Source organism: Rhodobacter sp. SGA-6-6 (assembly GCF_011043545.1).
Taxonomy (GTDB): domain Bacteria; phylum Pseudomonadota; class Alphaproteobacteria; order Rhodobacterales; family Rhodobacteraceae; genus Pseudogemmobacter.
The window spans coordinates 497,835-519,157 of the sequence record NZ_JAAKGP010000001.1; the positions used below are offsets into that span (position 1 = coordinate 497,835).

Sequence of the window (21,323 nt, forward strand, 5' to 3'; positions counted from 1 at the left end):
TCTGTCCCCCGGATGTCGCGCGGACTCCTAGCAGAGGCCGCAGGATAGGCAAGTCACCGCTGGCAGGCGGGACAGTAGAAGCTGGAGCGGCCGGATTGCACGATCCGTTCCACCGTGCCGCCGCAGCCCGGCGCGGTGCAGGGCTGGCCCTCGCGGTCGTAGACGCGGAAGCTGTGCTGGAAATAGCCCAGCTCGCCATTGGCCTGCCTGTGGTCGCGAAGCGACGATCCCCCGGCCTCGATCGCCTCGGCCAGCACCTCGCGGATCAACGGCACCAGCGCCGCCGCCCGCGCCTCGCCCAGATCGCCGGCCGGCGTGGCCGGGTGCAGGCCGGCGCGGAACAGCACCTCGCAGACGTAGATGTTCCCCAGCCCCGCCACCAGATGCTGGTCCAGCAGCGCCGCCTTCACCGGCGTCCGCCGCCCGGCCAGCGCAGCGGCCAGATAGGGCCCGTCGAAGCTGTTCCCCAAGGGCTCCGGCCCCAGCGTCGCCAGCAGCGGATGCGTCTCTGCACCGGCGGTTCCGACCAGATCCATCGCCCCGAAGCGGCGGGCGTCGTTGAAGGTGACGCGGCCGCCGCCCTCCATCTCCAACACCACATGGTCGTGCTTCTGCGGCGCCGGGTGGTCGTGGTGGAAGCCGCCGAGCATCGCGCCTGAGACCAGCATCCGCCCCGACATGCCCAGATGGATCAGCAGCGTCTCGCCGGTCGACAGGTCGGCCAGGATGTATTTCGACCGCCGCCGCAGCGCCTGCACCTGCGCGCCGCGCAGCCGCTCCGCCATCCGCGGCGGGAAGGGCCAGCGCAGGCCCTCGCGGTTCACCCGCGCCTCCAGGATGCGGCGGCCCTCCATCACCGGCAGCAGGCCGCGGCGGACGGTTTCCACTTCGGGCAGTTCGGGCATGGGCGACTCCTTTGCCGCCATCTTCCCCGATCCCGCCCCGCCCGCAACCCGCCCGCTGCGGCAGTTTGCGGTTTCCCTCCGGCCCCCCGCGGGGCTATACCGCCGCAGACAGCATCTCCACGGGCCAGACATGAGCGGCGAGGACAAGACCACCCATTTCGGCTACCGCGACGTGCCCGAGGCCGAAAAGGCCGGCATGGTCCACGGCGTCTTCTCCCGCGTCGCCAGCAAATACGACGTGATGAACGACCTGATGTCGATGGGCATCCATCGCGTCTGGAAGGATGCGATGATGGACTGGCTGGCCCCCCGGCCCGGGCAGCGCCTCCTGGACGTGGCGGGCGGCACCGGCGACGTGGCCTTCCGCTTCCTGAAACGCGCGCCCGGGGCGACGGCGGTGGTCTGCGACATGACCGAGCCGATGCTGGTCGAGGGCCGCAAACGGGCCGAGGCCGAGCAATTGGCCGCCTCCCTCGACTGGGTGGTCGGCGACGCCATGGCCTTGCCATTCCCCTCGAACAGCTTCGACACCTACACCATCAGCTTCGGCATCCGTAACGTCACCCGCATTCCCGATGCGCTGGCCGAGGCGTATCGCGTCCTGAAACCCGGCGGCCGGCTGATGGTGCTGGAGTTCAGCCAGATCCCCAACGACCTGATGCAGAAGGTCTACGACCTCTATTCCTTCAACGTCATCCCGGTGATGGGCCAGATCGTGGCCGGGGACCGCGACTCCTATCAATATCTGGTGGAATCGATCCGCAAATTCCCCGATCAGGAGACCTTCGCCGGCATGATCCGGCAGGCCGGTTTCGCCCAGGTCAGATACCGCAACCTGACCATGGGCATCGCCGCCCTGCATTCCGGCTGGAAGATCTGAGTTGCGCGGCCCGCACAACATCTGGCGGCTGGTCCGCACGCTGGCCACGATGGAGCGCACCGGCGCCATCGGCCAGGTGCTGGAAGCGATGCAGGCCCCGCCGCGGCTGCGGGTGGCGGCGCGCATCCTCGGCTGGCCGTTCAAATGGATGGGCCTGCGCGGCGATCCCGACCTGCCGCCGCTGACCCGGGCGCTGACCGCGCTCGGCCCGGCCTACATCAAGTTCGGCCAGGTGCTCTCCACCCGCCCCGACATCGTCGGCGAAGAGATGTCCGGCCAGTTGAAATACCTGCAGGACAAGCTGCCGCCCTTCCCCACCGCCATCGCCAAGGCCATGGTCGAGGCCGAGCTGCAGGTGCCGGTGGACGAGCTGTTCTCCGCCTTTTCGGAACCCGTCGCCGCCGCCTCGATCGCGCAGGTCCACCGCGCCACCATGGCCGCGACCGGGCAGGACGTGGCGGTCAAGGTGCTGCGCCCCAACATCGAGCGCGCCTTCCGCAAGGACCTCGACGCCTTCTACCTTGCCGCGATCTGGATCGAGCGGCTGGCCCCGTTCTCGCGCCGCCTGCGCCCGCTGGACGTGGTGGCGCATTTCGAGGGCGTGGTGCTGGGAGAGCTGGACCTGCGGCTGGAATGCTCCGCCGCCTCGGAATTCGCCGACAACACCGCCGGCGACGCCGGGTTGATCGTGCCGAAGCCGGTCTGGTCGGCCTCGGGCCGCACGGTGATGACCATCGCCTGGGCCGAGGGCATCGGGCTGAACGAACTGGCAGCGATGGACGCCGCCGGCATCGACCGCGTGGCGCTCGGCGCCCGGGTGCTGCAGCTGTTCCTCAGCCACGCCCTGCGCGACGGCTTCTTCCACGGCGACATGCACCAGGGCAACCTGAAGGTCACGCCCGCCGGCGACCTGATCGCCTACGACTTCGGCATCATGGGCCGGATCGACGAATACACCCGCCGGGTCTATGCCGAGATCCTGATGGGCTTCATCCGCAAGGACTACCGCCGCGTCGCCGAAGTGCATTTCGAGGCGGGCTACGTGCCCCCCGACCGCGACATCGACGAATTTGCCCGCGCCCTGCGGGCGGTGGGGGAGCCGATCTTCGGCATGGAGGCCAGCCGGATTTCCATGGCGCGGCTGCTGTCCTACCTCTTCGAGGTGACCGAGCGTTTCGGGATGGAGACGCGCACCGAACTGATCCTGCTGCAGCGCACCATGGTGGTGGTGGAGGGCGTGGCACGGTCGCTGGACCCGCATATCAACATCTGGCAGGTCGCCCGCCCGGTGGTGGAAGGCTACATCCGCAAGCACATGGGCCCGCAGGCGGTGCTGCGCGACCTCTTGCTGACCGCCCGGGTCTTGGCCCGCTTCGGCCCCAAGCTGCCCGCGCTGGTCGAAGCGCAGCTGATCCGCGCCGGCAACCCCGGCGCGCCGGTGAAGCTCCTCCGCCGCGACCGGGCCTGGCGCTGGTGGCCCCTGCCCGCCATCGCCGCAGCCCTTGCCGCCGGCGCGGTGCTGGCCCGGCTGTTCTGACCGGGGCGGTCGTCCAGCAGCGAGAGCCCGCACATCATTCCATGGCCCTGCGGAGCCGATTGCCGCAGCCCGTGGCGGGGTCGCCCTGCTGCCAGTCTGATCGGGCGCAACCCAGCCCCGAAGCGGGTTTGCCTAGCCATGCCTTCCACGCCCTTGGCCGTTCGGGCGCGGTTTCGCTAATGCCCGGGGCGCAGAAGGCCCGGCGCTATCGACCATGCGCTGCCGCAATCCCTTGCGGCCGCCCCGATCACGGCGGGCTGCGCAGCGCGGTGATCTCGGCCGCCAGCACCTCGATCCCGCCCTCGAACACCAGCCGCACCCCGCCGCTGCCGCCCCGGGCCTCGATGACGCGGCCATAGTGTTCCACCGGGTCTTCCTGCACCACCTCGCCGTCGCGCCAGCTTTCCAGCGTCAGGCTGTAGCGGCCCTCGGGCAGCGGATCGCCTTCCGCATCGCCGCCCAGCCATTGGTAAAGCTCCGCCGAGACCGGCAATTCCTCGCGCGAGACGGTGTTGCCCTCGGCATCCTTGACCACCAGCACCGCCCGGTCGGCATTGGCCACCGGGTTCGGTGCCAGCGTCACCGGGCGGCCCGCATACCAGACATCCGCCGCCGCCCGCGCCTCCTGCCCGACCCAGCCGGCCAGTTGCGACATGCCGACCAGCGAGAACTGCGCCGCCAGCGATTCCAGCAGCTGGTTGGTCTGCACCTGCTGCTCCACCCCCGAGAAGGTGGCCAGCTGCATGGCATATTCCGTCGATTCCATCGGGTTCAGCGGGTCCTGGTTCTGCATCTGCACCGTCAGCATCTTCAGGAAGGTGGTGAAATCGGAGCTGAGCGCATTGGCCGCCTGCCCCGCCGGTTTGGAATAGGAGGTGGAACTGCCGGTCTCGGTGACATTCATGGTCTGTCCTCAGATGCGAAGATAAAGCCCGCCGCCGGGCCGGTCGGGGCGGGCCGCGGCTGGCAGGGAAGCAACCGCCTGCAAGGACGCCCCTGCGGCGGGCGCCTGCTCCGCCTCCGGCGCCGCGCCCGGCGGATTGCCGTCGCCGGCCCCCGGCCCGGACCAGCGCCCGAAGCTGAGATCCAGCCCCGGATGCCCTGCCGCCCGCAATTCGGCCGCCAGTTCTCCGGCATGGCGGCGCAGCAGGTCCAGCGTATCCTGCCGCTCGGCCGCGACGGTCATCACCAGCCGGTCGCCCTCCTGCCGCAGGTCGATGCGGACGTGGCCCAGTTCCTCCGGCGCCAGCCGCAGTTCGGTCACCGGGCCGTCCGGGGACAGCGCCTGCACGATCTGCACCTGAACCGGCGGCGCGAGGGCTGCCTGCCCCGGATCGGCGCGCGGCGATGGGTGGTGGATGGGGGAAACCGAATGGTCCACCGGCGCCGCAATGACTTGCGGGGAAGGCGTTGCGGGAGACGGACCGGGCGCCGCGGGTCCGGCACGGTCTGCCCCAACACCCGAGGGGGCCACCTCAACCGGACGCGATGCGGCTGCCGGGTCCTCCACCGCTCCAGGATTCACCTCTGCGGGTTTTATCTCTCCCGGCACCGCAGCAACCTCCGCCCCTTCCGCCACCCCGCCCGCCTCCACGATGACGGGTCCGGGCCGAGGGAGGACCGCCTCGCCCGGCTCGGGAACCGAGGCCGCCGCAGCACCGATCACCGAGGCCACAGGCCCCGTCTCCGGCGCCGGCCAGAGCGACCGCCACACCCGCTCTTCCCGCGCCATCCCGGGCTGCGATGGCTCCTTGGCCCGAACCACCTCCGGGTTTCCGGGCGGATCGACGGCGGGGATGGCATCTCCCTCCGCCCCGACGGTGGTGGTTCCTTCGATGGGACCGGATTGCCTCGGCGGGCGGGGCAGCACCTGTCTGTCCGGCGCTACCTCCTCGGCCGGAACGGGCTGCGCCGGCGGGGATGATGAGGGAGACGGGGCTGCGGATAGGGCCGGCGAAAAGGAGAGAACAGTCCGCGCGGCCCGCAGAACCTCCTGCCCGCCGTCTGCCTTTTCCTGCGGCCCGAAAGCCGCGGCGACCGGCGCCCCATCGCGCGACGGCGTTGGCAGTTCTGCACCAATCGGACTCGCAGGGACTGCGCCGACCGAGTCGGCAGCCGCAACCGCCGGCTGCGGCACAGGTGATGCAAGTGGCCCGTCCTCCTGCACTTCCGGCGCAGGCCGATCCGGCTGCACCGCCGCAACGCTCTCCCCCATCTGCACAGACGGTGGTTCGGCCGGCGGAACTGCGACCGCAGAAACCGGCACGGGAACGGAAAGGGCGCTGACGGAACCCTCCGCAGCGGGGAGCCCGTCTCCGGCGGGCCGGGCCGTCATATGCAGGCCTTCGTTCGGATCAATTGCGTCGGTCGGGCGATCCGCCACAGGCTCCGGCTCTAGGTTTTCCGCCGGTAGCGCGGGAAGCAACGCCGTTTCCGCCGCACGAGGCGAATCCAAAGGAGCATCTGAATCCTCCGGCAGGCCGGGGCTCTCCGACCCGTCCGCCGCTGTCTCCGGCGCCGACAACGTGGCAAGGGAAGAAACCGGCCAGAACAGCAGCGAGACCTCCAACACCGGGCCGGTCGCAACGGTTTCCAGCGGGTCTGCATCCTCCCCCAGCAGCGCCATAAACGCCGCAGGATCGGCGGCACCTTCCCCCGCTTCGGCCGGCAAGGGGGCGAGGAGCGGGAGGGGAAGGGCCGGAAAGATCGGTATCTGCGTCATGCCTGCGACTTCTGCCGGATGTCGCACCCGTTCTGCCCGCAACGGGTTACCGTTTTCTTTACCGCTGCGCGGAATGATCGGGAAAATCCGAACGACCGGGAGGGAAGGATGGACGTGACGAGACCGGGCCCGCCACCGCCCGCCGCACTCCCCACGCGCGACACCGCCCTGATGGCCCGCGCCAAGGAGCTGGAGGCGGCCTTCCTGGCCGAAATGCTGGGCCATGCCGGGATGGACGCCGAATCGGACGGCACCTTCGGCGGCGGCATCGGCGAGGAGCAGTTCGCCTCGTTCCTGCGGCAGCAACAGGCGCGGATGCTGGTGGAGCGCGGCGGCATCGGCCTGGCCGAATCGCTGTTCCGCGCCATGGGAGGAAAAGATGGCTGATTGCGCAGCATTGGAGACGATTCTGGACCGCAGCCGCGAGGCGCTGGCGGCGGGCGATCTGGCCGCGCTGGCCGGTCTTGCGGCGGAGACCGAGGCCGCGCTGGCCGACGCAGGGTGCTGCGGCCGGGCGCTGGCCGGGCGGCTGGCCGAGAAGGCGCGGCGCAACGAAAGGCTGATCGCCGCGGCGCTGGCCGGTGTCCGCGCCGCCCGGCGGCGGGCGCAGGACCTGACCGACCAAGGCCGGTTCTCCACCTACGACGCGGGCGGGCGGCGCGGCCAGCCGGGGCTGGTGGCGGCAACCCCGGCGCGCAGGCTCTAGGGTCGTTCAAATGCGCGGCAGTTTCCGGCTGCGGGCCGGGGCCGCCTTAAGACCCCGCTAACCGCCTCCCGCCATCCTGCCCCCTGCATCCCATGCCGGGATGGCGCCGCCGGGGGGACCGGCGGCAGCGGCCAGAACGCTGGAACCGCCGCGCGACAGCGGCAAGCAACGCTCCGCGCAAAGCGCCGGAAGCCAAGGAAGGAACGGAACATGTCGTCCATTCTGACGAACATCAGCGCCATGGTCGCCCTGCAGACAATGAAGGGCATCAACACCAGCATGGGCAAGGTGCAGAACGAGATCTCCACCGGCAAGACCGTGGCCACGGCCAAGGACAATGCCGCGGTCTGGGCGATCTCGAAGGTGATGGAATCCGACGTGAAGGGCTTCAAGGGCATCGCCGACAGCCTGTCGCTGGGGTCCTCGACGCTTTCGGTGGCCAGCAAGGCCTCGGAGACCATCGCCGACCTGCTGACCGACATGAAGGGCAAGATCGTCGCCGCGCAGGAAGAGAACCAGGACCGCAGCAAGCTGCAGACCGACATCGTGGCGCTGAAGGAACAGATCGCCTCCATCGTCGGCGGGGCGCAGTTCAACGGGCTGAACCTGATCTCGGGCACCGAGGACGTGAACATCCTCGCCTCGCTGGACCGCTCGGCCTCGGGCGTCGTCGCGTCGGAGATCACCGTCAACCGCCAGGACCTCGGCACCGCGGCGGGCACCTACGGCACCGGCACCTCGCTGGCGGCGAACGGCACCATCCTGAACGGCGCCAGTGCGGTCGCCGCGGCGGGCGAGACGGCGCAGGTGACCTTCGCCGGCACCTGGGCCGCGAACGACACCGCGCAGCTGACCGTGGGCGGGGTGGTGCTGAACCACACCGCGGCCGGCGCCTCGGTGGCCGATATCGCCACCCATTTCGCCGGCGCCATCAACGCGCTCGGCCTCGAAGGCGTGACGGCGGCGAATGCGGCCGGCGTGCTGACCATCACCTCGACCCGGGCGTTCGAGGGGCTGGCGGTCACCCAGAGCTCGACCACGGCGGGCGACGGCACCTCGGACATCACCGCGGTGAACGGCGCGGCGCCTACCGGCAGCAACAGCGCCACCGCCTCCACCGTGCGCCAGCGGGCCGAGCAGCTGAGCTTCTCGACCTCGGCCAAGGTGGCCGAGGGCGACGGCTACCGGGTGACCATCGGCACCTCCTCCTACAGCTACGTGGCCGGCAAGAATGAGACAATGGAGGATGTTGCCAAGGGGCTGAAGATCGCCATCGATTCGGCCGGCGCCGAGGGCGTCACCACCCGGGTGACGCAGGATACGACCACCGGCGCCTGGATGCTGAACGTCGACAATGACGGCAGCGGCAGCGCCTCGCTGGCCTTCAGCGCCACCGGCAACGCCGGCGGCAAGGCCTCGGGCGGGCTGTTCGGGCTCGATTCCATCGACGTGACCACCGACAAGGGCGCCCAGGCGGCGCTGTCCAACATCGAGACGATGATCGACCGCGCCATCGACGCCGCGGCCGAATTCGGCTCGGCCCAGGGCCGGATCGACACGCAGAACGACTTCGTCTCGGCGCTGACCGATGCCCTGACCGCCGGCATCGGCACCCTGGTCGATGCCGACATGGAAGAGGCCAGCGCGCGGCTGCAGGCGCTGCAGGTGCAGCAGCAACTGGGCATCCAGGCGCTGTCGATCGCCAACCAGCAGCCGCAGAACCTGCTGTCGCTGTTCCGGTAAGGGCGGAAGCCGGGGCCTGCGGGCCCCGGCCTTCTCCCCCTTCCTCCACCCCAGAACCGGAACAGTAAGCCATGAACGCCCATTCCAGCCTTGCCTATGCCCAACCCGCCGCGCCGACCCGCACGCCGCGCGCCGCGGAATACGAGGTGATCGCCCGCATCACCCGCCGCCTGTCCGCCGCCGCCGCGCGGCGGCAGGCCGACCATCCCGGCTTCATCGCCGCGCTGGCCGAGAACGAAGTCCTCTGGTCCACCCTTGCCGCCGATGTGGCCGGGCCGGGCAACGGCCTGCCCCAGGCCCTGCGGGCGCGGCTCTTCTACCTCTACCGCTTCACCGCCGAGCACAGCCGCAAGGTCCGCGCCGGCGCTGCCAGCGCCGAGGTGCTGGTCGAGATCAACACTGCCGTGCTGCGCGGCCTGCGCGGCGAAGGGGGTGCGGCATGACCGGCCTGGTGCTGAAGCTGGGCCCGCACGAGCGGGTGCTGATCAACGGCGCGGTGATCGAGAACGGCGACCGGCGGTCGAAGCTGGCGGTGATGACGCCCAACGCCAACATCCTGCGGCTGCGCGACGCGATCCACCCGGAGGAGGCCAATACGCCCGTCCGCCGGGTCTGCTACATCGCCCAGCTGGTGCTGTCGGGCGATGCCGATCCGGCCGACACCCGCCACCAGCTCCTGCGCGGGATCGAGCAGTTGAGCCAGGTTCTGGTGGACCCGGACAGCCGCGCGCTGCTGACCCAGGCCGGCGCCGCGGTGCTGGAGGACCAGCATTACCAGGCGCTGAAGGCCCTGCGCGGGCTGCTGCCGCGCGAGGAGCGGCTGCTGGCGGCGGGCCGGGCATGAGCTTCCAGCCGGTCATCCCCTTCTCGGGCTATGCCGGCTGGGCCTTCCTCAAGCGCACGATGGCCGTGCAGCAGGCCACGCTGCAATCGGGCGCCGCAGCAAAGCGGGACGAGGCCTATTTCCGCGCCAACATCGGCAAGATCGACACCGCCGAGCAGCTGGTCGCCGACCGCCGCCTGCTGTCGGTGGCGCTGACCGCCTTCGGGCTGGAGGGCGACCTCGGCAACAAGGCCTTCATCCGCAAGGTTCTGGAAGGCGGCACGCTGGCCAGCGACAGCCTGGCCAACCGGCTGGCGAACAAGCAATACCAGAAGCTCTCGGCCGCCTTCGGCTTCGGCGACATGGCGGTGCCGCGCAACAAGATCTCTGACTTCGCCGACAGGATCCTGTCGCAATACGCCACCCGGCAGTTCGAGGCGGCGGTAGGCGCGCAGAAGAACGAATACCGCATCGCCCTGAACGCCGAGCGCGAGATCGCCGCGCTGGCGGGCAAGAGCGGCTCGGAGGACACCAAATGGTATACCGTCCTCGGCACCGCCCCGCTGCGCGAGGCGTTCCAGACCGCGCTCGGCCTGCCCTCCAGCTTTGCCGCCATCGATCTGGACAAGCAGCTGTCGATGATCAAGGCCAAGGCAAAGGCGGCCTTCGGCAGCGACACGATCAGCCAGTTCGCCGATCCCGCCAGGCTGGAGAAACTGGTGCGCACCTATATCGTCCGGGCCGAGATCGGCGCGGTCAACGCGGGGGCGAGTTCCGGCTCGGTTGCCCTGCAACTGCTGGCCGGGCTGGGGCGGTGAGGGGGACCAGGAATGGCCCCCGGGCTGACACTCAGCGCCGCGCCACTCGGCGGGGGGCGAGAGAAGGCCGACGGTCTCGCCCCGGCCCATGCACGTCGGTCGCACCGGGAAAGGCAAAGCTTCGCCGCAATCGCATCGCCAGCCACATGCTGGCCTCCAACGCACCCCAGCCTTCGATCCGGCGAAGACCGATGCCAGCGCCGCGCCGGAAGTCCGGGGACAGTGGCAGCAAAAGACCACGTAGAGCCGGCGCCCGACCGACACGCCCCTGGCCCGAGAGCGGGGCGGCATCGGCCGGACCTTGGGAACCGGCCGGGGAAGTGGCACTCGCGCACGGAAAAGGCGGTAGCCTTGCTCGGAAACCGGGCGCGCCAGAGGGCGCACCGCCTCCCTATCCCATCAGACAAGCCTGCAATCGCGCGAAGCTCGCCTCCGGGCCGCCTGCCGGGGCGCCCTCGGCCAGGAAGCCGTCCAGCATCGGCCAGAGCCGGATCGCCCGATCCACCGCCGGGTCACTGCCCTGGACGTAAAGCCCGGCCTGCACCATCAGCTCGGCCCGGTCCCAGGCCCCCAGCACCCGCCGCGCCTCGCCGATCAGGGCGTTCTCCTCCGGGCTCGCCGCCTCGGGCAGGCTGCGCGAGACCGAGCGCAGCAGGTCTATCGCCGGATAGCGGCCCCGCTCGGCAATCCTGCGGTCCAGCACGACATGGCCGTCCAGCGTGCCGCGGATGATGTCGGCCACCGGCTCCTCCATGTCGGACCCGGCCACCAGCACCGAGAACACCGCGGTGATGTCCCCCGCCATGCCCGCCCCCGGCCCGGCGCGCTCCGCCAGCCCCATGATCGCAGGAGCGGTGGAGGGCGGATAGCCGCGCAGCGAGGCGCTTTCGCCCGAGGCCAGCGCCACCTCGCGATGCGCCTCGGCATGGCGGGTGACCGAATCGAGCAGCAGCAGGACGTGCAGCCCGCGGTCGCGGAAATGCTCGGCCACCGCCATGGCCGACAGCGCGCAGCGCCGGCGCATCAGCGGCGACTGGTCCGAGGTCGCGGTGACCACCACCGACCGCGCCATGCCCTCGCGCCCCAGCACCCGCTCGGTGAAGTCGCGCAACTCGCGCCCGCGCTCGCCGACCAGCCCGATCACCGCCACATCCGCGGCGAGACCCCGCGCGAACCGCGCCAGCAGCGAGGACTTGCCGACGCCGGAGCCGGCGAAAAGCCCGATCCGCTGCCCGCGCACCAGCGGCAGGAGCGTGTCGAACACGGCGATTCCGGTGGAAAGCCGCCCGCCCATCGCCCGCCGCGCCGCCGCAGGGGGCGGCGCGCCGGTCATCGGCCGGCGCTGCGGGCCGCACAGCAGCGGCCGGCCGTCCAGCGGCCGGCCCATCGGATCGACGATCCGCCCCAGCCAGGAGGAATCGGGCGCAATCGCCGCTGGCCCCAGCAGCGCCACCCGCGTGCCGAGGACCAGCCCCTCCGGGTCCTCCTCCGGCAGGACGGTGGCGCCGGCGGCGGAGAGCCGGACGATCTCTCCGCCCAGCCCGCCGGCGCCGGTTTCCGCCAGCACCCGGTCGCCCAGCGCCGCCATCGGCAGGCCGGCCACGGTGAAGGTGCCGCGGCCGGTCTCGGTGACGCGGCCGACCGGGCGGACAGGCTCCATTTCCGCGATTTCGGCCCGAAGTCCGTCGAAGATGCCGGTCATCGCACGCTCTCTTTGTTCCCGATTACCGTTTCTAAAGGAATCACCCTTAAGCCTTGGTGAAGCAGGTCGAGGGAGAAGCCCGAGATGTTCGAGAAGCTGGAACTCACCCGGATGGCGCAGGCCCTGGCCGCCCATGCCGGCACCCGCATGGGGGTGATCGCCGAGAATGTCGCCCATGCCGATACGCCCGGCTACAAGGCCCGGGACGTGGCCGATTTCGCCGCGGTCTGGGCCGAAAGGGGCGCGGGGATGCGCGCCACCCGCCCCGGCCACCTGTCCGATCCGCCGCGACAGGCCGCCGCCCGGCCCTTCGTCAGCGGCGGCGAGGAGGCGCCGAACGGCAACTCCGTCTCGCTGGAGGGTGAGATGGTCAAGATGGCCGAGGCCCGGCAGGAACATGAGATGGCGCTGGCGATCTACCGCAGCACCTCCGAGGTGATCCGCGCCTCGCTCGGCCGCGGCAGGTAAGCCATGGCGGACCTGATCACATCGCTGTCCTTCGCGGCCTCGGGGATGGAGGCGCAGGCGACAAGGCTGCGGCATGTCTCCGAGAACATCGCCAATGTCGACACGCCAGGATACCACCGCAAGACCATCAGCTTCGAGGCCGCAATGGACTCCGGGCTGGTAAAAGCCGGCCCGGTGCGGCTGGACCGCAGCGAACCGGCCCGCATCTACGCCCCCGGCCACCCGCTGGCCGACGAGACCGGCTATTACGACGGCTCCAACGTCGACCTGGTGGTCGAGATCGCCGACGCGCGCGAGGCACAGCGCAGCTACGAGGCCAACCTGAAGCTGTTCGACCAGGCGCGGCAGATGACGCAAAGCCTGTTCGACCTGCTGCGGCGCTAGGAGGTCCCGCCATGGACGTGAGAGCCAGTTTCGCCGCACAAAGCTATGCGCAGGCCAGAACGGCCGCAGCGCCAGGGCCGGGCACCGCCGAAAGCGGCTCTGCACCGGCGGAATTCGCCGCGTCCTTCACCGGGGCGCTGGCGAAGGCCGAGACCACGGCCCGCGCCGCCATGACCGGCGGCGCGGATCCCCATGCCCTGGTCGAGGCGCTGGCCTCCTCGCAACTGGCGGTGGAGACGGTCGCCACCGTCCGCGACCGCGTGGTCGAGGCCTATCAGGAAATCCTGAGGATGCCGATATGACCGAAGCCGCCATCTTCGACGTGATGCGCCAGGGGCTGTGGATCGCCGTCACCATCTCCACCCCGATGCTGCTGGTGGCGCTGGCGGCGGGCGTGGTCATCGGCCTCCTGCAGGCGCTGACCTCGGTGCAGGAGATGACGCTGACCTTCGTGCCCAAGGTCGCCGCCATGCTGGCGGTGTTCTGGGTGTCGATGAGCTTCATGACCACCACCCTGGTCGGCTTCTTCACCGGCACCATCATCCCGGCAATCGTGGGGGGCTGAGCCATGGACGCCGCAGGCTATACCACGCTGTCCCGCCAGTCCGGCCTGATGCGCGAGATGCAGGTAGTGGCGAACAACATCGCCAACATCTCCACCACCGGCTTCAGGCGCGAGGGCACGGTCTTCGCCGAACACGTCTACCGGATGGACGAAGGCCCGTCGCTTTCCATGCCCCACGCCGCCGGCCGGGCGGTGGACCTGTCGCAGGCCGGGCTCAGCATGACCGGCGGCGCCTTCGACTTCGCCATCCAAGGGGAGGGCTTCTTCCTGATCGAGACGCCGCAGGGCAACCGGCTGACCCGCGCCGGCCGCTTCACCCCGAACGAGGCCGGCGAACTGGTCACCCCCGACGGTAACCGCCTCTTGGACGCCGGCGGCGCGCCGATCTTCGTGCCGCCCGGCAGCGCCGTCAGCATGGCCGAGGACGGCACCCTTTCTGCGGGCGGCACACCGCTGGCGCAGGTCGGCCTCTGGCGACCCGCCGACCCGCTGTCCCTGCGCCACCAGTCCGGCACCCTGTTCGAGGCCGGGGAGCTGGAGCCGGTGGAGGACGGCCGGGTCTTCCAGGGCTTCCTGGAGGAGAGCAACGTCAACCCGGTCTCCGAGATCGCCCGGATGATCGAGGTGCAGCGTGCCTACGAACTCGGCCAGAAATTCCTGGACGCCGAAGATTCCCGCGCCCGCGGCGTGATCGAAACCCTCGGACGCTGAGGCCCGCCATGAAAGCCCTCCATATCGCCGCAACCGGGATGGCCGCCCAGCAGATGAAGGTCGACGTGGTGTCGAACAACCTCGCCAACATGTCGACCACCGGCTACAACGCCCGCCGCGCCGATTTCGCCGACCTGCATTATCAGCAGCTTGCCCGGCCCGGGACGGTTTCCGCCTCGGACGGGTCGATGCTGCCCAGCGGCATCCAGGTCGGCCTCGGCGTCCGCCCCTCGGCCGTCTCCATCGTGCTGGCCCAAGGGTCGCTGTCGCAGACCGGCGGCGATCTCGACCTCGCCATCGAGGGACCGGGCTACATCGAGGTCGCCCTGCCCTCCGGCGCCGCCGGCTATACCCGCGACGGGGCGCTGAAACGCTCGCCGGACGGGCTGATCGTCACCTCGGACGGCTATCCGGTCGCCCCCGGCATCACCATCCCCGACGACACCCGCAGCCTGGCGATCAACGCCGCGGGCGAGGTCTATGCCTATTTCGACACCCAGATCGAGCCGGAACTGCTGGGCCAGCTGACACTGACCGGCTTCACCAACGAAAAGGGACTGGAGGCGATCGGGTCGAACCTGTTCCTGGAGACCGCCGCTTCCGGCGCGCCTTTGGTCGGCCCGCCCGGGGTGGACGGCCTCGGCACCCTGCGGCAGGGCTATCTGGAGGAAAGCTCGGTCGATCCGGTGCGCGAGGTCACCGAGCTGATCAAGGCGCAGCGCGGCTACGAGCTGAACGCCAAGGTGATCACCGCCGCCGACCAGATGCTGGCGGCCACCACGCAGGTGCGGTGATGCGTCGGTTTCCCCTCCTGATCCTGCTAGCCGCGCCGGCCGGGGCCGAAAGCCTGGTCGCCCTGCGCACCCTGCCGGCGCAGACCGTGGTGACCGAGGCCGACGTGGCGCTGGTCGAGGCGCAGATCGACGGCGCCCTGACCGCCATTGCCCCCGCGCTCGGGCAGGAGGTCAGGACCACCGTCTACGCCGGGCGTCCCTTGCGGGCCGAGAACCTCGGTCCGCCGGCGCTGGTCGACCGCAATCAGACCGTGACGCTGGTCTACCTCGCCGGCGGGCTGACCATCCTGGCCGAGGGCCGGGCCCTGGCCCGCGGCGCAGAAGGAGAGGTGATCCGCGCCATGAACCTGTCCTCGAAAACCACCATTTCCGGCCGTGTCGACGGACAGGGCCGCCTTGTCGTCGGAGACCGCAATTGACCCGCCCCCTTCTGCTGCTGCCCCTTCTCCTCGCCGCCTGCGGTAATCTGTCCCAGGTCGGCAAGGCCCCGGATTTCAGCCCGCTGGAAGGCAGCTACCAGCACCATTCGCTCTATTCCACGCCGATGCCGGAAACCGCAGACCCGGATGCGCCGACCGACGCTTCCTCGCTCTGGACCGGCCAGACCACCTCGCTCCTGGGCGACCGGCGGGCGGCGCAGCGGGGCGACATCCTGACCGTGGTGATCGAGATCGACGACAAGGCCGAGATCACCAATTCCACCGGCCGGTCGCGGACCGGATCGCGCAGCATGGGCATCCCGCAGATGTTCGGCATCCCGCAGCGGATCGACGAAAGCCTGCCCGAAGGCGCCTCGATGGCCGAGGCGGTGGAGACGGACTCCGGCACGTCCTTCAAGGGCGACGGCAGCGTCTCGCGCAAGGAGAAGCTGACGCTGCGGGTGGCGGCGACGGTGGTGGAGGAACTGCCGAACGGCGTACTGCGGATCGAGGGCCAGCAGGAGGTGCGGGTGAACTATGAGCTGCGCGAGCTGATCGTCACCGGCTACGTCCGCCCCGCCGACATCTCGCGCCAGAACGAGATCACCTATGACAAGATCGCCGGCGCCCGCGTCTCCTACGGCGGCCGCGGCCAGATCACCGAGATGCAGCAGCCGCCCTACGGCCAGCAGATCGCCGACACCGTGCTGCCGTTCTGATGGGCAAGCTGCTTCCCGTCCTTCTGGCCCTTGCCGGCCTCGGCGCCGGCCTCGGCGCCGGGGTGCTGCTGCGCCCCGGGCCCGAGGAGACCCCGGCCGAGGCCGAGGCGGCGGCCGACCATGCGCCTGCGGAAGAGACGCCGCCGGATTATGTGAAGCTGAACAACCAGTTCATCGTGCCCATCGTCGAGGGCGGCCGGGTCGCCTCGATGGTGGTGCTGTCGCTCAGCCTCGAAGTGGCGGCGGGCCATTCCGAGGAAATCTACGCGCGCGAGCCGAAACTGCGCGACGCCTTCCTGCAGGTGCTGTTCGACCACGCCAATACCGGCGGCTTCCGCGGGTCGTTCACCGACGGGTCGAACCTGGTGCTGCTGCGGCAGGCGCTGAAGGAAAAGGCGGTCTCGGTGGCGGGCGGGATCGTGACCGACGTGCTGATCACCGACATTGCCCGGCAGGACAGCTGAGTCCGGGAACGTCTTGCAGCCGGGCCGGCCGGCCTATTTCCCCTTCCGCCCCGCAGGCAGCCTTTCCAGCACCCGCACCCGCCCGAAGGCCACCCGGGTCTCCTCCGCCGCCTGCAGGCAGAGCGCGGTCTGCGCCGCCAGCTGCCGGTTGATCCCGGCCCGCCGCCCCGCCGCCCATTGCTCGTAGCCGAAGCGCGCCTGTTCCGCCGCCGGCCAGAGCAGCCCCTCCCCCGCCGGCGCGGCCTCCAGGTCGGCCAGCTGCCGCAACAGCGCCTCGCGCGCCTCGTTCGCCCGCCGCAGCGCCTGCGAGCGGGTGTCGAAGACCAGTGCCGCCATCTGCTTCAGCCGCTCGCGCTCCGGGCTCATTGCCGCCGCGCCTTCCGGCGCATCGCATCGGCGAAGCGGATGGCGGCGGCGACGGCGGCGTAATGCTCGGGCCGGATTTCGCGGCCGATCTCCACCGTGGCGAACAACGTCCGCGCCGTCGGCGGGTCGCGGCGGATCGGCACGCCGTTCTCCTGCGCCCGCTCGCGGATGCGGGCGGCGATCTCGTCGGTGCCCTTGGCGACGCAGCGCGGCGCGGCCTCCTTGCCGCGCGCCCATTTCAGCGCCACCGCGTAATGGGTCGGGTTGACGATCACCACATCGGCCTTCGGCACATCCGCCAGCATCCGGTTGGTGGCGATCTCCTGCGCCCGACGGCGGCGGTCGGCCTTGAAATGCGGATCGCCCTCGCTCTCCTTCATCTCGTCGGTCATCTCCTTGCGGGTCATCCGGTGGCGGCGGGCGAACTCCAGCTTCTGCCAGAGGAAATCGGCCAGCCCGAAGGCCAGCGAGACGGCAAGGAACAGGATCAGGAAGCCCTGCAACTGCCGCGCCATCAGCGCCACCAGCGGCCCCGGCTCCATCGCCGCCGACGACATCACCGCCGGCATCTCGCGGCTCAGGAACCAGGCCAGCAGCCCGGCCACCGCCAGCATCTTGGCGAAGCGCTTGGCGAAATCGATCAGCCCGGCGCGGCCGAACTTCTGCCGGGCATTCGACAGGATCGACAGGCGCGAGCCCTTGAACGCCAACTTCGTGGGCGCGAAGATCAGCGAGCGGCTGGCGACCAGCCAGAGCAGCACCGCCGCCGCCGGCAACAGCAGCAGCGCCGCGAAGGGCGCGATCATCCGCAGGGACAGCGCCGTCGCGCCCGCCTGCGTCAGCCGGTCGGGCTGGTCGAGCAGGACCATCCCCGCCTGCCCGGCCCGCGCCACCGCCCAGCCGCCCGCCAGCATCAGCGCCAGCACCAGCCCGGCCAGTCCGGCCGAGGCCTGCAGGTCCTCGGACCGCGCGACATCCCCCTCCTCGCGGGCGCGGGTCAGCCTGCGCTCCGACGGGGCATATTCCTTCTCGGCCTCGTCCTCTTCCCCGGCCATCACCCGCCCCCCAAGGGAGCGGCCAGCGCCGCCTCCATCGCCGCGCGCCAGACGCCCAGCAGGACCGGCGCCGCCAGCGCCAGCAGCGCCAGTCCGCCCAAGGTCAGCGCCGGGGCGCCGACGAAGGAGACCATCAGCTGCGGCATCGCCCGGTTGATCGCCCCGAGCGCCAGGTTGTAGAGCAGCGCCGCCAGCACGAAGGGCGCGGCCAGCCCGAAGGCCAGCGCGAAGACCGAGGCGATCCTTCCCAGCCCCCAGCCGGCCAGATCGGCGGGGGCGGGCAGATGGCCGGGCGGCATCAGGTCGTAGGACAGGATCAGCAGCGCCACCGCCCGCTCCAGCCCGCCCATGGCGACGAAAAGCGCGAGGCCCGCCAGCACCAGAAGGTTCGCCACGATCGGTTGCGGCTCCGGCCCGGTGCCGGCGAACATCTGCGCCAGCGACACCGATTGCGCGGCGATGGTGCCGGCGGTCTGCAGGCCGAGGATCATCAGCCGCAGCCCGAAGCCGAGGACCAGCCCCGCCGCCGCCTCGGCCGCGAAGGGCAGCAGCAGGCCGGGCGGCAGCTCCGCGGGCGGGACGGCGGGGGCGACGACAAGGGTGACGGCCAGCGCCGCCGCCAGTTTCACCCTCTGCGGCACCATCTGCTCGCCGAGCGCCGGGAACAGCGCCACCGCCGCGCCGACACGCAGGAAGACCAGGGCCATGTGCCGGATGAAGCCCTCGGCCAGGCCGGAGAGTTCCGACAGCTGGGCGATCACCGCGTTCATGCCGCCACCTGGCCCAAGAGGGCGGGGCGGACCTCCAGCCCGATCTCCTCGTAGGACAGCACCGGGGTCTGGATGCCCTTGGCCTGCACCACCGTGCGCAGGAACCGCCTGCGCGCGGCCGAGGTGACCAGCGCCGGATGGGTGCCGGTCTCCACCGCCCGCGTCACCCGCTCGGCGATGCCATTGGCCAGCCGGGCGAACAGGTCGGGCGGCAGGGCCACGTCGCGGTTGGCGCGGTCGCCGTCCATCTGGTGGGCGGCGAAGGTCTTCTCCCAGTCCGGCGCCAGCTGGATCAGCGGGATGGTCCCGTCCGGCCGCTTCAGCCCCGAGACGATCTGGAACCCCAGCCTTTGGCGGACATGCTCGCAGACCGCCTCGGCGCTGCCCAGCGTGCGGGCCTCGGCCACTGCCTCCAGGATCAGCGGCAGGTTGCGGATCGAGACCTGTTCCTCCAGCAGCATCCGCAGCACCGAATGCAAGAGGTCCATCGGCACCTTGTCGGGGATCAACTCGTCGAGCAGCTTCCGGTTGGCCTCGGCCCGGGCCGGGTCGGTGAGCGCGGCGAACTCGTCCAGCAGCCGCCGCAGCCCCCGCAGCGACAGGAGCCGCGACAGCGAGGTCCGCAGCACCTCCAGCAGATGGGTCGCCAGCACCTCGGCCGGGGAAACCACGGTCAGGCCGGCCAGCACCGCATCCTCCTGCAGGTCGGGGCGGATCCAGCGGGCGGGCGCGCCGTAGACCGGTTCCTTCACGTCCTCGCCCTCCGGCGCGGGGATGCCCTCGGCCAAGAGCACCAGCACCCGGTCGGGCGACAGCCGGTCGGAGACCTTCTCGACCCCCTGGATGCGGATGCGGTAGCGGCCGGGGGGCAGCGCGGGTTCGTCGGTCAGCCGGATTTCCGGCAGGATCAGGCCGTAGCTGGTGGCGATATGGTTGCGCATGTTGGCGATGCGGCCGTCCAGCCCGGTGGCCGGGTCCAGCGCCATGGCAACCAGGTCGGGGGCGAATTCGATGTGGATTTCATCGAAGTCCAGCACATCGCCGATCTGGCGGCGGACCTGCTCGGCCTGCGGCTTCGCCTCCTCCGGTGCAGGCGGCGGCTTGCGGAAGCCCGCCCAGGCCGCGAAGCCAAGGGCGGCGGCGGCGGCGATGAAGGGCAGGAAGGGCATTCCCGGCACCACGGCGAACAGCGCCATCAGCCCGGCCACCGTGGCCAGCGCCGCCGGATAACGGCCGAGCTGGGCGAAGAACGACACGTCCGCCGCGCCCTTGGTGCCGCCGCGCGACAGCAGCAGCGCCGCGGCGACCGAGATGATGACGGCGGGGATCTGGCTGACCAGCCCGTCGCCGACGGTCAGGATCGAATAGGTCTGGAAGGCATGGGCCAGGTCCAGCCCGTGCAGGAAGGTGCCTACCGCCAGCCCGACGATCAGGTTCAGCGCGGTGATCAAGAGGCCCGCAATGGCATCGCCCTTGACGAATTTCGACGCGCCGTCGAGCGAGCCGAAGAAGGTGGTCTCGGCCAGTTCGGTCTCGCGCCGGCGCTTGGCCTCGTCATGGGTGATGGCGCCGGCGGAGAGGTCGGCGTCGATCGCCAGCTGCTTGCCGGGCATCCCGTCCAGCGCGAAGCGGGCGCCGACCTCGGCCATCCGCCCGGCGCCCTTGGTGATGACGACGAAGTTGACGATCATCAGCACGATGAAGATCACCAGGCCGAGGACGAGGTTGCCGCCCATGATGAAATCGGCGAAGCCCTCGATCACATGGCCGGCTGCGGCGGTGCCGGTGTGGCCCTGGCCGATGATCAGCTTGGTCGAGGACACGTTCAGCGACAGCCGCAGCATCAGGCTGGCCAGCAGGATGGTCGGGAAGGCCGAGAAATCCAGCGGCCGCTCGATGAACAGGGTCACGGTCAGCATCAGGATCGCCAGCGCGAAGCTGATCGCCAGGCCGATGTCCAGAAGCGCGGCGGGGACGGGCAGGACCATCATCCCGATCACCGCCATCAGCGCCAAGGCCAGCAGGACGGTGGGCCGGAACAGCCCGGCGGCGGAGAGGCGCATCACGGCCCCCCGAACAGCGGCCGGCCGCCGGCGGCCCGCGGCACCAGCGATCCGGCGGAGGCGGATTGGCCGGCGACCAGCAGGGGGAAGCCGTTGACGCGCAGTCCGGCATCTTCGGCGGGCGGGATGATGAAGGAATCGGTGCCGCCGAGGCCGGCATAGTTCGGCTCCAACCTTGCCAGATAGGCCGCCGCCTTTTCCGGCGTAGCCGAGTGATAGGCCCCGGCAGCGGCGATCCAGTCGCCCTGTTCCGCGGCGTGGCGGGCCAGCAGCCGGGCGGCATGAAGCGCATTGGCGCGCGGGTCCAGCATCTGCTCCAGCGAGGCGAAAGCCGCGCTGTGCCAGCGGTAGTTCAGCTGGAAGCAGCCCACGTCGATATTGGTGGTGCCCTGCGCCACCGCATCGGAGAGGACGGCCAGCGCCTCCTCCTCCGTCGCGAACCACAGCCCCTCGCCGCCGCGGTTCAGCGCCCAGGGCCAGGGGTGCAGCGCGCCGTCGCGGCGGCGGCCGGTCTCGGTCAGCGTCACCGCCAGCAGCAGCTGCAGCGGCACCCCGGTCTTGCGCGCGGCCTCCTCGGCGGCGCGCAGGCAGAGATCGGCGGCGGCGGCCGGAAGGGCCGGCGCCAGGACGGCGGCAAGGGCAATCGGCAGGGCGAGCATTCTGCTGCGGGGCATCTTCGGTCCGATGGGTCTGGCCGCCATCCGAGTCG

The 21,323-nt window shown here is 70.7% G+C and carries 26 protein-coding genes; 17 read left to right on the forward strand and 9 right to left on the reverse strand.

All coding sequences use genetic code 11. The annotated features are described in order from the left end of the window. Positions 1–53: 53 nt before the first annotated feature. Positions 54–905 carry a bifunctional DNA-formamidopyrimidine glycosylase/DNA-(apurinic or apyrimidinic site) lyase gene (mutM, locus tag G5B31_RS02375; protein ID WP_165013389.1) on the reverse strand — a complete coding sequence of 284 codons (852 nt, stop codon included), beginning with the start codon at positions 903–905 and terminating at the stop codon, positions 54–56. A 130-nt stretch (positions 906–1,035) separates the two neighbouring features. Here mutM and ubiE point away from each other — a divergent pair, with 130 nt between their 5' ends. Further along, entirely contained in the window at positions 1,036–1,785 is a 750-nt protein-coding gene (ubiE, locus tag G5B31_RS02380) for a bifunctional demethylmenaquinone methyltransferase/2-methoxy-6-polyprenyl-1,4-benzoquinol methylase UbiE (protein ID WP_165013391.1), read from the forward strand. Between the two features lies 1 nt (position 1,786). Next, entirely contained in the window at positions 1,787–3,322 is a 1,536-nt protein-coding gene (ubiB, locus tag G5B31_RS02385; RefSeq protein WP_165013393.1) for a 2-polyprenylphenol 6-hydroxylase, read from the forward strand. Between the two features lie 247 nt (positions 3,323–3,569). On the opposite strand, the gene G5B31_RS02390 is transcribed toward ubiB, so the two are convergent. Next, on the reverse strand, positions 3,570–4,226 hold the full coding sequence (locus G5B31_RS02390) for a flagellar hook capping FlgD N-terminal domain-containing protein (protein ID WP_165013395.1): 657 nt from the start codon (positions 4,224–4,226) through the stop codon (positions 3,570–3,572). A gap of 9 nt (positions 4,227–4,235) precedes the next feature. After that, entirely contained in the window at positions 4,236–4,613 is a 378-nt protein-coding gene (locus tag G5B31_RS02395; protein ID WP_165013397.1) for a flagellar hook-length control protein FliK, read from the reverse strand. A gap of 1,539 nt (positions 4,614–6,152) precedes the next feature. Between G5B31_RS02395 and G5B31_RS02400 the strand changes: the two genes are divergently transcribed. From G5B31_RS02400 to G5B31_RS02425, 6 genes are all read left to right on the forward strand, one after another. After that, complete coding sequence (locus G5B31_RS02400) at positions 6,153–6,431, forward strand: rod-binding protein (RefSeq protein WP_165013399.1); 279 nt, start codon at positions 6,153–6,155, stop codon at positions 6,429–6,431. After that, positions 6,424–6,750, forward strand: a complete 327-nt coding sequence (locus tag G5B31_RS02405) for a hypothetical protein (protein WP_165013401.1) — start codon at positions 6,424–6,426, stop codon at positions 6,748–6,750. Before G5B31_RS02400 ends, G5B31_RS02405 begins: the two co-directional genes overlap by 8 nt. A 210-nt stretch (positions 6,751–6,960) precedes the next feature. Continuing rightward, the gene (locus tag G5B31_RS02410; protein ID WP_165013403.1) at positions 6,961–8,493 is read left to right on the forward strand and encodes a flagellin; all 1,533 of its coding nucleotides are present in this window, start codon (positions 6,961–6,963) and stop codon (positions 8,491–8,493) included. A gap of 71 nt (positions 8,494–8,564) precedes the next feature. Beyond that, the gene (gene flaF / locus G5B31_RS02415) at positions 8,565–8,936 is read left to right on the forward strand and encodes a flagellar biosynthesis regulator FlaF (RefSeq protein ID WP_165013404.1); all 372 of its coding nucleotides are present in this window, start codon (positions 8,565–8,567) and stop codon (positions 8,934–8,936) included. Then, positions 8,933–9,337, forward strand: coding sequence for a flagellar biosynthesis repressor FlbT (flbT, locus tag G5B31_RS02420; RefSeq protein ID WP_165013406.1), 405 nt, complete (start codon positions 8,933–8,935; stop codon positions 9,335–9,337). Before flaF ends, flbT begins: the two co-directional genes overlap by 4 nt. Next, positions 9,334–10,134, forward strand: a complete 801-nt coding sequence (locus G5B31_RS02425) for a DUF1217 domain-containing protein (protein ID WP_165013408.1) — start codon at positions 9,334–9,336, stop codon at positions 10,132–10,134. Before flbT ends, G5B31_RS02425 begins: the two co-directional genes overlap by 4 nt. A 391-nt stretch (positions 10,135–10,525) precedes the next feature. Here the strand turns inward: G5B31_RS02425 and G5B31_RS02430 are convergent, their stop codons facing one another. After that, the gene (locus G5B31_RS02430; RefSeq protein ID WP_165013409.1) at positions 10,526–11,836 is read right to left on the reverse strand and encodes a FliI/YscN family ATPase; all 1,311 of its coding nucleotides are present in this window, start codon (positions 11,834–11,836) and stop codon (positions 10,526–10,528) included. Positions 11,837–11,920: 84 nt separating this feature from the next. On the opposite strand from G5B31_RS02430, the gene G5B31_RS02435 reads away from it, so the two are divergent. The 9 genes from G5B31_RS02435 to G5B31_RS02475 are packed head-to-tail and all read left to right on the forward strand — an operon-like array spanning position 11,921 to position 16,360. Then, the gene (locus G5B31_RS02435; protein WP_165013410.1) at positions 11,921–12,304 is read left to right on the forward strand and encodes a FlgB family protein; all 384 of its coding nucleotides are present in this window, start codon (positions 11,921–11,923) and stop codon (positions 12,302–12,304) included. A 3-nt stretch (positions 12,305–12,307) separates the two neighbouring features. Continuing rightward, positions 12,308–12,688, forward strand: a complete 381-nt coding sequence (gene flgC, locus G5B31_RS02440) for a flagellar basal body rod protein FlgC (RefSeq protein ID WP_165013411.1) — start codon at positions 12,308–12,310, stop codon at positions 12,686–12,688. Between the two features lie 11 nt (positions 12,689–12,699). Further along, positions 12,700–12,990 carry a flagellar hook-basal body complex protein FliE gene (gene fliE, locus G5B31_RS02445; RefSeq protein ID WP_165013412.1) on the forward strand — a complete coding sequence of 97 codons (291 nt, stop codon included), beginning with the start codon at positions 12,700–12,702 and terminating at the stop codon, positions 12,988–12,990. Then, positions 12,987–13,253: a flagellar biosynthetic protein FliQ gene (locus G5B31_RS02450; RefSeq protein ID WP_165013413.1), complete on the forward strand. Its 267-nt coding sequence runs from the start codon at positions 12,987–12,989 to the stop codon at positions 13,251–13,253. Before fliE ends, G5B31_RS02450 begins: the two co-directional genes overlap by 4 nt. Before the next feature lie 3 nt (positions 13,254–13,256). Next, on the forward strand, positions 13,257–13,964 hold the full coding sequence (locus G5B31_RS02455; protein WP_165013414.1) for a flagellar hook-basal body complex protein: 708 nt from the start codon (positions 13,257–13,259) through the stop codon (positions 13,962–13,964). Positions 13,965–13,972: 8 nt separating this feature from the next. Continuing rightward, a complete protein-coding gene (gene flgG, locus G5B31_RS02460; protein WP_165013415.1) occupies positions 13,973–14,758 on the forward strand; it encodes a flagellar basal-body rod protein FlgG in 786 nt (261 codons plus the stop codon). Next, complete coding sequence (gene flgA / locus G5B31_RS02465; protein ID WP_165013416.1) at positions 14,758–15,177, forward strand: flagellar basal body P-ring formation chaperone FlgA; 420 nt, start codon at positions 14,758–14,760, stop codon at positions 15,175–15,177. The genes flgG and flgA overlap by 1 nt, the downstream gene beginning before the upstream one ends. Continuing rightward, the gene (flgH, locus tag G5B31_RS02470; RefSeq protein WP_165013418.1) at positions 15,174–15,896 is read left to right on the forward strand and encodes a flagellar basal body L-ring protein FlgH; all 723 of its coding nucleotides are present in this window, start codon (positions 15,174–15,176) and stop codon (positions 15,894–15,896) included. The genes flgA and flgH overlap by 4 nt, the downstream gene beginning before the upstream one ends. After that, positions 15,893–16,360, forward strand: coding sequence for a flagellar basal body-associated FliL family protein (locus G5B31_RS02475; protein ID WP_165013759.1), 468 nt, complete (start codon positions 15,893–15,895; stop codon positions 16,358–16,360). Before flgH ends, G5B31_RS02475 begins: the two co-directional genes overlap by 4 nt. A 33-nt stretch (positions 16,361–16,393) precedes the next feature. Here G5B31_RS02475 and G5B31_RS21345 read toward each other — a convergent pair whose 3' ends face one another. The 5 genes from G5B31_RS21345 to G5B31_RS02500 are packed head-to-tail and all read right to left on the reverse strand — an operon-like array spanning position 16,394 to position 21,288. Further along, positions 16,394–16,726, reverse strand: a complete 333-nt coding sequence (locus G5B31_RS21345; protein WP_165013420.1) for a hypothetical protein — start codon at positions 16,724–16,726, stop codon at positions 16,394–16,396. Continuing rightward, complete coding sequence (locus G5B31_RS02485; RefSeq protein WP_165013422.1) at positions 16,723–17,784, reverse strand: flagellar type III secretion system protein FlhB; 1,062 nt, start codon at positions 17,782–17,784, stop codon at positions 16,723–16,725. The genes G5B31_RS21345 and G5B31_RS02485 overlap by 4 nt, the downstream gene beginning before the upstream one ends. Further along, positions 17,781–18,551 (reverse strand): flagellar biosynthetic protein FliR, encoded by a 771-nt coding sequence (locus tag G5B31_RS02490; protein ID WP_165013424.1) that lies wholly within the window; start codon positions 18,549–18,551, stop codon positions 17,781–17,783. The genes G5B31_RS02485 and G5B31_RS02490 overlap by 4 nt, the downstream gene beginning before the upstream one ends. Further along, positions 18,548–20,614, reverse strand: coding sequence for a flagellar biosynthesis protein FlhA (gene flhA / locus G5B31_RS02495; RefSeq protein WP_165013426.1), 2,067 nt, complete (start codon positions 20,612–20,614; stop codon positions 18,548–18,550). The genes G5B31_RS02490 and flhA overlap by 4 nt, the downstream gene beginning before the upstream one ends. Then, complete coding sequence (locus tag G5B31_RS02500; RefSeq protein WP_165013428.1) at positions 20,614–21,288, reverse strand: transglycosylase SLT domain-containing protein; 675 nt, start codon at positions 21,286–21,288, stop codon at positions 20,614–20,616. The genes flhA and G5B31_RS02500 overlap by 1 nt, the downstream gene beginning before the upstream one ends. Between the last annotated feature and the right edge of the window lie 35 nt (positions 21,289–21,323).